The sequence below is a fragment of the bacterium genome (assembly GCA_030019025.1).
In the GTDB taxonomy this organism is placed as follows: domain Bacteria; phylum Hydrothermota; class Hydrothermia; order UBA1063; family UBA1063; genus UBA1063.
The window spans coordinates 36891-47480 of sequence record JASEFR010000007.1; the positions used below are offsets into that span (position 1 = coordinate 36891).

11 protein-coding genes are annotated in these 10590 nt (G+C 39.8%); 7 read left to right on the forward strand and 4 right to left on the reverse strand.

Annotated features, from left to right (window positions below):
- The 4 genes from QMD82_02945 to QMD82_02960 all read right to left on the reverse strand — a co-directional run.
- On the reverse strand, positions 1-721 hold a 721-nt coding region (locus tag QMD82_02945), incomplete at its 3' end, for a UbiA family prenyltransferase (protein MDI6850878.1).
- Positions 708-1289, reverse strand: coding sequence for a dephospho-CoA kinase (gene coaE / locus QMD82_02950; GenBank protein MDI6850879.1), 582 nt, complete (start codon positions 1287-1289; stop codon positions 708-710). The genes QMD82_02945 and coaE, both read right to left, overlap by 14 nt.
- Positions 1282-2877, reverse strand: a complete 1596-nt coding sequence (locus QMD82_02955) for a tetratricopeptide repeat protein (GenBank protein ID MDI6850880.1) — start codon at positions 2875-2877, stop codon at positions 1282-1284. Before QMD82_02955 ends, coaE begins: the two co-directional genes overlap by 8 nt.
- A 10-nt stretch (positions 2878-2887) precedes the next feature.
- Positions 2888-3772 carry a hypothetical protein gene (locus QMD82_02960; protein ID MDI6850881.1) on the reverse strand — a complete coding sequence of 295 codons (885 nt, stop codon included), beginning with the start codon at positions 3770-3772 and terminating at the stop codon, positions 2888-2890.
- A gap of 82 nt (positions 3773-3854) precedes the next feature.
- Here QMD82_02960 and QMD82_02965 point away from each other — a divergent pair, with 82 nt between their 5' ends.
- The 7 genes from QMD82_02965 (at position 3855) to speD (ending at position 10530) form a co-directional block, all read left to right on the forward strand.
- A complete protein-coding gene (locus QMD82_02965) occupies positions 3855-4166 on the forward strand; it encodes an iron-sulfur cluster assembly protein (GenBank protein MDI6850882.1) in 312 nt (103 codons plus the stop codon).
- Positions 4159-5478, forward strand: a complete 1320-nt coding sequence (locus QMD82_02970; GenBank protein MDI6850883.1) for an amidohydrolase — start codon at positions 4159-4161, stop codon at positions 5476-5478. Before QMD82_02965 ends, QMD82_02970 begins: the two co-directional genes overlap by 8 nt.
- On the forward strand, positions 5468-6850 hold the full coding sequence (locus QMD82_02975; GenBank protein ID MDI6850884.1) for an MBL fold metallo-hydrolase: 1383 nt from the start codon (positions 5468-5470) through the stop codon (positions 6848-6850). Before QMD82_02970 ends, QMD82_02975 begins: the two co-directional genes overlap by 11 nt.
- 9 nt (positions 6851-6859) lie before the next feature.
- Positions 6860-7903, forward strand: coding sequence for an Mrp/NBP35 family ATP-binding protein (locus QMD82_02980; protein ID MDI6850885.1), 1044 nt, complete (start codon positions 6860-6862; stop codon positions 7901-7903).
- The gene (locus QMD82_02985; GenBank protein MDI6850886.1) at positions 7900-8883 is read left to right on the forward strand and encodes an alcohol dehydrogenase catalytic domain-containing protein; all 984 of its coding nucleotides are present in this window, start codon (positions 7900-7902) and stop codon (positions 8881-8883) included. Before QMD82_02980 ends, QMD82_02985 begins: the two co-directional genes overlap by 4 nt.
- 2 nt (positions 8884-8885) lie before the next feature.
- A complete protein-coding gene (locus QMD82_02990) occupies positions 8886-9995 on the forward strand; it encodes a hypothetical protein (GenBank protein MDI6850887.1) in 1110 nt (369 codons plus the stop codon).
- A gap of 133 nt (positions 9996-10128) precedes the next feature.
- Positions 10129-10530: an adenosylmethionine decarboxylase gene (gene speD, locus QMD82_02995; protein ID MDI6850888.1), complete on the forward strand. Its 402-nt coding sequence runs from the start codon at positions 10129-10131 to the stop codon at positions 10528-10530.
- The last annotated feature ends 60 nt before the right edge of the window (positions 10531-10590 follow it).

A 10590-nucleotide genomic window follows, 5' to 3' on the forward strand; every position in this document is an offset into this window, starting at 1 on the left:
AACCAAGGTAGATCCACAAGATGGACATGTAAACTACGAAAATTGCCCTCGGAAAAGCCCTAAAGTAAGCGATGATTGAGAAGATGAAAAGCAAAAAAAGCAAAAAAGTCACATAGTATTTTACACCCTTTTCACCCAGATAAACTGGAAGAGTCTTATATCCGAATTCCTCGTCAGCACTGAAGTCTTCCATATCCTTGACCGCCTCACGGGCAAGATTGTATATTATTGCACACAAGACAGGATACCACAAAAGATGAAAACTCCCAGTTTCCAACGCCAGAAGAAGAAACGGATAAGAGGTGAGGAAACTAACGATGAAATTTCCAATAAAAGCGACCCTTTTGAAATAAACATCGTAAAGAATTGCGAGGATTAAGCCCATCACAAAAACGGCACGGGCAGTCTGAGTCCCGTATAAAATAGAACTCAAAAAGGCAAAAAATCCGAGGATAATGTTAAAAAATAAGGCATCCTTCAAGCTAAGAAGCCCTGAAGGAATAGGCCTGTGAGGATGAGCCTTCTCATCCAATTTTGCATCCATAAAATCGTTCAAAGAGTTTGAAAAAGCAGCAAGCAACAGGATTGGAATCAAGAATTTTGCGAAGGAGATGGGATTTCCACACAAACCAGTAATCATAAAAGCAACAAAAGAGGCAAATATAACAATCAAAAGATTCAATGGCCTTATCAGTTTCAAAAATCCCTTAATCTTTTCCATTCAAAAAGCCCTCCATTTTTAAAATCGAAAGGATCTTTTTTTCCAATTCCTCCAAGGTGCCACTATTAGGAACCAGATAATACTTGCCCTCAGGAAACTCCTCCGTTTGCCACTCCATAACTGCTTTTATCTTCTCTTCTGCCCACCCTTTCTTTCTGAGCCTTTCCACTACCAATTCCTGCGGTGACGTTACCACGATGGTAAAATCTGCAATTGTGTACAGAGAGAGCTTTTTGGGAATTGCAACATCTATGAATATATTGCCTTCCCTACCTTCTACCATCTCCTTTATGCGCCTTCCAAGAACGGGATGTAAAATCCGCTCCAATTTTGCAATCTTCTCCGGGTCTTTGAAAACCAGTTCGCCCAGTTTTTTTCTGTCTATTATGCCATCGCAACCGAGAACCTCCTTTCCAAATTCCCTTGCGATATCATCCTTAAAATCTTGAAGGAGAGAATGAGCAAGGGAATCAACGTCTAAAACATTAAACCCGTACTTCCGCAATATGTCTGCCACCGTTGTTTTACCCGTGCCAGCTTTACCCGTAATTATAACAACTTTACTCATTACTTAAACCCTTCGTTCCTTTTATAAGTTTATAATGAATCTTCACTTCCGGATCGTCTGCTCCACCTTTTTGAATAGCCTCCTCGATGAGCTTTAAAGACTCATCAATCCTACCCATCTTAAACAAAATCCAGGCTTTCGTATCCAGAAAATGGTAATCGTCCGGCTGAGCCTTAATGGATTGATCTACTAAATTTATTGCCCTTTCCAAATCCTTATCAAGCTCGCATAAAGCATAAGCAAGGTTGTTGTAAAGTAGAGGATCCTCATAGCCTGCTTCCACCATCTTTTCCATAATGTTCATTGCAAACTCGTATTCCCTCAACTCCATAGCAATATAAGCAACATTAATGGAATCAATCCCTTCCCTCGCCACTCTAAGTGCCCTATTTAGATATCCTTTGAAATCCAGGCCAATTTTTGCAATCTTCGCATATTCGAGAAGATCTATATACCTTTTTAAATTGAGGCTATCAAGTTCCAGCGCCTTCAAATAGTTCCTAAAAGCATTTTCCCTATCATCTCTTCTTTTAAAAGCCTCCGCTTTAAGATAAAACAGATAACTTTCTTCTCCAAGATTTCGTTCAGTAATATATATGTATCTTAAAGCCTCATCGTTCCTGCCAGCGGAAAGCAGAAGAAATATCCGGTAATAGAGGTACTCCCGGGAATATGGATTCAATTTCACGGCCTTTTCAATCTCTTTAAGAGCATCTTGAATGGCGCCAAGGGCATAAAGGGTTCTGGATAGGTAATAATGGACATCGGCGTCACCTTCTTGAAGTCCGGAGGCAACGAGAAATTCACTTAAAGCGGTGGCATAATCCCCCCTATTGAGGTAATGAAGTCCCAGTAGTTTCCTAACCTCCGAAGAAAAAGGCATCACCTTTTTTAGTTTTTCAGCAACGGAGTCGGCTTCCTCATATTTACCAGCCTCGTCGAGACTCTGCATGTAAACTTTTAAAAAGCCTATGTCCCCTAAACCTTCTTTATACAGCCCTTTAAAAATCAAGAGAGCGGAATCATCTAATCCTATTAGTTTGTAATAAAGTCCTCTTAAAAACTTAAGTTGCGGCAAACCTGTATTAACACTGTCAAGATAGTTTTTCAGCAAATCGGTTTTACGAAGCTTCCATAGAAGATCTAAATACGAAGAAACAAAGACTGGTAAAGCTGAAAAATAGGACTTAGATCTCTCAAAGCAAGGTAACGCTTTCTCATAATTACCTTCCAAATAATAAAGATAGCCTTCGTAGAAACTAAGGGAATCATTCAGGCTCGAGTATTTTTTAATTATATCTCTGAATTCAGATAAATCCTTACCCTCCTTTAGCTTACTTACAATTAAAAAGAAAACATCATGGTCAAACTCCTTGTCCAGATAATCAAATCCCCACTTTAATCCATCAGAAACGTTACCCAACCTCATCGCGTATAATATCATCTTTTTAAGATAGAAGAAATCCCCAGTATTATGGTAAAGCGATTTAGCCTCCTCTAAAGCGCTAACAAAATCGCCCGTGCTTTCGTAATAATTCATCATCATCTCGGAAGAGGTCGTATCAAAGGTGCCGAAAACAAAAAGCAAAATTAAAAATTTAACCCACATTTACTTTTAAATTCTCAAAAAGCTCCAATAATATAAGTCTCTTGTTCACGGGCAAGCTTTTGAGCTGGGCATCAACTCGGGTAATGGTCAGCAATATTCTAAAGATATCACCCCTTGAAAACCTACCCTTTTCCCTTTCACTTTGTAACTCTCTCAAAAAATAATTGATAAAGCCAGCGGTTATGTATGTGGGCTGTTCTACGTTATCCAAAACCCGTAAGAATTTTAAAGGTGCGCTCTCCTCAGAATTTAATATACTCTCAAGCACTTCAGAAACATAAAAGTCCTGGTAGTCGCTAATTACATCAAAATCTCCATTTTTAATCTCATGTTGTCCATAGGATATGAGTTCCAATTTCTTAAGCTCGTTTAAAGCAGTTCTCAGGTCCCTCGGCATCCTCTTCGCTAAATATTCCATCTTTTGTTCTGACATTTTTCTTCCTACTTTTTCAATTTTGTCCTTTAACCAAATTCTGAAAGAACCGTCATCAAGGCTATCAAAATAAACGGTCTCAACTCCCTTAGGTAGCTGTTGAGGTTTCCAATCTCTGAAGATTATAATGAAATGGCCCTCCGTTTTTAGGAAGAGATCAAGGAATTTAAGAACTTTCTCTGGCTTTTCAACGTGTTTTACAACAAGTACCTTTTCAACCTGAAACAGCCCACCTTGAAGGTTAGAAGTTATCTCTTCGACAAGGTCCTTAGAAGACCCATCCACAATGACTTTCTGTGCGGAAAGAGTCGTACATATCCTTTCTACCGCCACATCCATGAGATACTCTTCCTTCCCCCAAAAGACATATACCTTTTTCAGGTTCTCCCTATTGCTAAACTTTAAAAGCAGTGACTTATAAAAATCTGCATTGGCTGGCATCTATGAAATTTTAAAGTTGAGCCACCATTTTTCAAAATTCAAAAACAGCACACTATAATTAGAAATGCGGAAGGAGGATCAAATGGATTTAAAAGAAGAGATCATAAAAAAATTGAAGGAAGTGTACGATCCGGAAATCCCGGTGGATATTTATAATTTGGGTCTCATCTACGGCATCGAAATTAATGGCAATAATGTTCATATTTTAATGACCCTTACTGCACCCGGATGCCCGCTGGCAAATGTTCTCCCACAGGAAGTAAAGGAAAAACTCTCCGAAATTCCCGGTATCGGCAACGTGGAAGTTGAAATCACCTGGGAACCTGCCTGGACACCAGAGATGATAACGGAAGAGGGAAAAGAGAAATTAAGAAGCTTTGGATACAATGTCTGACAAGATAATCCTTAAAGGCCGATTCATTCTCATCGATTCAGAAAATTTTGTTGAAGATGGCTTTATAGCCATAAGCGGAAATCTCATTGAGAAAACGGGAAAAGCTGAGGATTTAAAAGAAAATCCTGAATACAGAATTTACGATTTCAAGGATGCAATTATCTGCCCCGGCTTTATCAACACCCATACCCACGCCGCGATGGTCGGTATGCGGGGTATGGCCGATGACCTCCCCCTTAAAACATGGTTAGAAAAATACATCTGGCCAACGGAATTGAAGCTGGTAAATAGGGATTTCATTGAAAAAGCCATACCTCTTGCCCTTGCAGAGATGATCGCCTCAGGAACTACGACCTTCGTGGATATGTACTTCTTTCAGGACAAAACCGCTGAGATTGCAATAAGCACAGGAATCAGGGCTGTACTTGGTGAAGGTTTAATAGATGGGCCAACACCAGCCTTTGATTCCCCACAAAAAGTTTTAGAATTTACCGAATCCTTCATCAAAAATTATGCAAAAAACGAATACATTTTTCCCGCCGTTGCCCCCCACGCTCCCTACTCCACAGGTAAAGAAACCCTTTTAAAATCTAAAGAAATTTCCGAGAAATACGGCGTACCTTTACTTATACATGTGGCAGAGACCCAGTGGGAATTTAACGAAATAAAGGCCCGATATGGAGCCTATCCCTTTGAGTATCTTGATAAGATAGGGTTTCTTTCGGAAAAGGTAATTGCAGCCCATTCTATCTGGGTTGAAAACAGGGAATTTGAAGTAATTAAGAGAAACAATGTGAGTATTTCGCACAACCCAGAAAGTAACGCTAAACTTGCATCAGGAATTGCGCCAGTGCAGGAATTCTTAGATTTCGGAATTAACGTATCCTTAGGAACCGACGGTGCCTGTTCCAACAATAACTTAGACATAATTGAGGAAATGCGCACTGCCTCTTTTCTTCAGAAAATCAAGTATATGAACCCTGAAAGCCTCTCTGCCAGGAAGGTCTTCAAAATGGCAACGGAAAATGGCGCCATCGCAATTGGGTTGGGGGACAAACTGGGTACCCTTAGGCCAGGAAAATGGGCCGATATCACCATAATTTCCCTAAGCAGTCCCCATATGTATCCAGTTTTCGACCCTTACTCACACCTTGTTTACGTCGCAAAATCCTCCGATGTATTAGCTACGATTATAAATGGCAAATTTATCTACGAGAAAGGAGAATACAAAACCCTCGACATCGAAAAAGTCAAGAAGGAGATAAAAGAAATTGAAGACCTCGCCAAAAGGATGATCTTTAATGGAAATTAGCTTTCTTGGAGCCTGTGGAACCGTCACAGGCTCAATGTATCTAATTACTACAAATAAAAAAAAGAAAATCCTTATTGATGCAGGAGTTTTTCAGGGTGAATGGGAAGAATTGAACCATTCCCCACTCCCCTTTGACCCCTATGAAGTTGACTATATTATTTTAACTCATGCCCATTTAGATCACGTTGGGAGGCTTCCCAAACTTGTCAAGGAAGGTTTTGAAGGAAGGATATTGGGAACACCTGCCACCTTAGACCTGGCAAGAATCATTTTGATGGATGCTGCTAAACTTCAAATGGAAGAATTTGAAACACAAAAAAAGAGAAATGAAAGAAAAGGCATTGAAACACTCCCACCTCTCTACGAGCTTGAAGACGCAATAGCCACAATGTCTTTCTTCAAGCCCATAAGTGGTTATGATAAAGAAATTGAGATTTCAGATGGTGTTACCATTACCTGGCGTGATGCGGGCCACATCCTTGGTTCTTCCTTTCTCGAAATGACGATTGACGGTCATAAAGTCATCTTCTCGGGTGACCTCGGTAATCGAAACAAACCCATTATCCGAGACCCGGAATCCATTAAAATGAAAGATGCAGAGCTTGTTGTTATTGAATCTACCTACGGTTCAAGAAACCATAAAGGCGTTGAGGAATCAAAAGAAGAATTGCTCAAAGCACTGATTGAAACACTACCTGAAGGTAATGTGGTTATCCCATCCTTTGCTATTGAGAGGGCACAGGACATTTTGTACTACATAAGAGAATTTAAGGAAAGTGGATTATTGGACAGAGAGGTTAAAGTCTTTCTGGACAGTCCACTGGCTATATCCGCCACCAACATCTTCCGAGCACATAAAGAAGTTTTTGACGACGAAGCCCGTGAACTATTAAAGCAGAAAAAAGATCTATTTAGTTTCCCAAATCTTTTCTTTACGCAGACCAAAGAAGCTTCAATGCAGATAAACAACATAAAAAATGGTGCAATTATCATAGCAGGCTCTGGCATGTGTACAGGGGGAAGAATTAAACACCACCTGAAGCACAACTTGTGGCGTGAGGAATGCGCCGTCGTTTTTGTTGGGTATCAGGCTAAGGGAACACTTGGAAGGAGAATAGTTGATGGTGAAAAGGAAGTAGAAATTTACGGCGAAACTATAAGAGTAAACTCAAAGATATACACAATTAATGGTTTTTCAGCTCATGCAGATCAACAAGAAATTTTAGATTGGATTTCCGCTGTAAACAAAAATGCGAAAATAGTAATAACCCATGGGGAAGAGTCGGAAAGGGACGTGCTGGCCCAAAAACTGGAAGAGGCTGGATTCAAAGATATTATAAAGCCAAAGTTAAAAGACATAATAACAATGTAAGGAGGGAAAATGGCAACCTTTAAAGAAGTATATTCAAAACTTACCGGTTTAAAAGACCCTATCACAGGTGAAACTCTCTTCAAACTTGGAATAATCAAAGACATATCACTTTCTGGTGAAACCCTATCCCTGACCTTAATCGCCTCTGAAACTGAGATGGAAGAGTTTGAAAAAATGGTAAAAGAGGCGGTGCAAGAATTCGACCTAAAAGATATTAAGATCAACAAAATCATCAAAAAAATTGAAAGACCTAACCTCCAAAGGCGTGAAAAGGCAAGGGGTAAGAAAATTGAAGGAGTAAAGAAAGTCATAGCAATTGGAAGTGGAAAGGGTGGAGTCGGAAAATCTACTGTTGCAGCCAATCTCGCCTCAGCCCTTATGAAAAAAGGATTGAAAGTGGGGCTCTTTGATGGTGATATCTACGGACCTTCAATATCCAGAATGTTTGGTATAGATGGATTGGCCCCATTAGTTGAAAATAACAAAATGCTACCGGTTGAAAGATTCGGGTTAAAAATAATGTCTATGGGACAGCTTGTGGAGGAGGAGACACCCATCCTTTGGAGAGGCCCGCTCATTCACAAGGCTTACGAGCAATTCTTTTACGATACTTACTGGGCACCTCTTGATATTCTGGTAATTGACCTTCCCCCGGGCACCGGAGATGCACAGCTAAGTGCAATTCAGCTTGTAAATCTTGACGGTGCTGTCATAGTAACAACTCCTCAAGATGTCTCTCTCATAGAAGTCAAAAAGGCTATAAACATGTTCAGAAAGTCTAACGTTGAGGTCTTAGGAGTGGTGGAAAACATGAGTTATTTCATCTGTCCTCACTGTTCTAACATAACCTACATTTTCGGTCAGGGGGGCGCGCAAAAGCTGAAAGAAACTATGGAAGTAGAGATAATTGGTCAAATTCCATTATACCCAGCTATAAGCACCAGTGGGGACGAGGGGGTCCCGATCGTATTACAAGATGAAAATGGAAACTCGAAGATTGTCGAGGCTTTCCTCGAACTGGCCGAAAAAATAATAGCGAAACTGGAATTATGAAAGCGATATTCTTCTCGAAAGAGAAGCAAGAACTCGCACAGAGGGATCTTCAGACTCCCGTCCCGCAAGAAAAGGAAGTACTTGTAAAAACAAATTTTCTGATTTTAACCCAGAAGGACCTTAAAAATGTTGCTTCGGAAAGCGAGATAATACCCGGTAGATTTTTCGTAGGAGAAGTAATAGCTACAGGAAGCGATGTTAAAGATTTTGCTCCGGGCGATACAGTTAGTGGGATTACCACTTTCTTTTGTGGTTCTTGCGAAGCCTGTAAAGATTTTGAATACCATCTCTGTGAGAACCCATCAATTCCAGGAAAGGATGTCAACGGTTTCTTTGCAGAATACCTCACAATTAAATCAGATTTCCTTTTTAAAGTCCCGCCCGAGATACCAAAAGAGAAGGCGGTTTTCTTACCATTGATCGCTGAACTCCTTGCATACATACCGGAGGAAATTAAACCGGGATCAACCGGGATCATAATCGCAAGCAGTATAGAAGATTTATTCTTTAACAATCTTTTACTTATCTCAGGCTTTATAGAAACCGCTTTGCTATCAACTTCAACCCGCCTAAGAACCTTTTTAAAACCTGTCCTTAGAACTCATTACACAGAAGAACCTACCAGCCTCTTCCAATTTTTTGAAGGATATGGAGAAAAACCAGACTACGCTTTTGATTTAACAGGGAATTTACCTTTGTTGAAGAGCATTTTACAAATCTTAAAACCCAATGCAACTTTATTCCTTGCTGAAAAACTTTTAAACGGGAGCAATGAAAACATACCGCAAACTGGGACATTCAAAATAAGAATAAAAAATCTTCTTCCAATCAAATACAGAATTTCGTATGCCATCAAAATTTTACAGGCCCACGCCATCCAACCTGAAGACTTCATCACCCACATTTTCAACCTTGACGATTTTCAAAAAATTTCTAAGATTTTACTGCAAGAACTTTCCTTAATAAAGGTAAAAATGTAGAGATGTTTTACGAACCCTTAATTTACAACGAAAGAGGACCATGGATCATAAAGGGAAAACGGATTATGCTCAACCTTTCCGGTGGGGATATTTTGGGTTTAGCCTCAAGCAATGATTTCACAAAGACTTTCTTCCAGTTCCTGGAAAAATTTGACCTTTTCTTCTATCCCCATTTCAAATATGATGGACAAACTTTAAAAGTTTCTTTAGATACATTGTGTGAACTTAAAGGCCACCGAAAGGCAATCCTTTTCAAGGATACACACACGCTGTTCAACCTCCTCATAAGCCATTTGCTTAAAAAGGGCTACACCCTTCTTTTTGACGAGCAGTTTGAATTGGCAAAAATTCTACCTGTTCGGAACTTTACAAACCAGGTTCAGATCTTTCCCCACGACTTTTTCAGTAATATAAAAACACACTTAGATACACATCCCGATAATAAGCTTGCCGTTTTTGTTCAAACAGTTTACCCCTTATCTTCACAGCTACTACCTGTAAGCGAATTAATAGAAATTTCAAAAGACGAGAGGATCATTATTGTTGTGTTTGAATCCTGGGCAGATGGGCTCTTGGGAGAGGGAGGAGAGGGAATTAAAAGTTTAACCAATACCTTACCGCAAAACTGGGTAATCACAGGGACTTTCGCGCACCTTCTCCCTTTTTCTGCTTCCTATGTAGTCTCATCCGAAAGTTTCTCAGAGATTTTTGAATCTGATTTAAGAGAACATTCTTTCAATCCAGGACCTTCTGAATTTCAAGCAGGTATCACTCTTTGGTTTGTAAGGTTCCTTAACTCAGAAAAAAGTCCTTTAAGGAAATTAAACGACAATGCAAACTATTTGAGGTACGAACTTGCCGCCAGAGGTTTCAAAGTCCTGGGAGATTTTACACCTTTGATCCCTATTCTCATAGGGGAAAGGGATAAAGCAGAAGAATTCTACAACGCTCTTTTGGAAAACAAAATTTTCACAAACCTTTTGAATTACCCTTTAGTACCCCTTGGAAAGTCAAAGATATTGCTAATCCCTTCCGTTCTGCACTCCAAAGAAGACCTTGATATCGCATTAATCAGGATGGAAAAAGTCGCTAAATCCCTGGATATTATTTAGTGTTGACAATACGTGACAAACTTCCTATAATTAAACACTACTCGAGGTTAGTTATGGAGAGTGAAAGTGAAAAAATTGTGGGGATATTATATATTGATAATTGGTGACATTAACAAAGAGGAGGCAGGAAGAATTGAAAAAATCCCTGGGTGTGCATATCATCCTTGAGTTCTTCGGTTGTGATCCCAATACCCTAACAAGAAGAGATTATGTAGAGAGAGTGATGTTAGAGGCTGCACAGAAAGCTAATACCCACTCCATTGGCACCTTCTTCCACCAGTTCAAACCTCACGGCGTATCTGGAGTAATCATAATTGAAGAATCTCACATATCCATACACACCTGGCCAGAACATGGTTTCGCAGCTATTGACTTCTTCTACTGTTCAGACGAAGTAGACCCCGAAAAAGCAATTGAGGTTCTTATAGAAGGATTCAAACCTGCAAAGATCTCAAGAGTAGAGTTTGACAGGGGCAGTTTAAAAGAAATCAATGCCCAGGAGGCCAATCCTGAGCAAGTTCTGAGCGTAGCCTGAGAAGGATTATGAATGAAGAAATTGGAGAACAATATAATATTAGAGGAATTCGCACCAGGG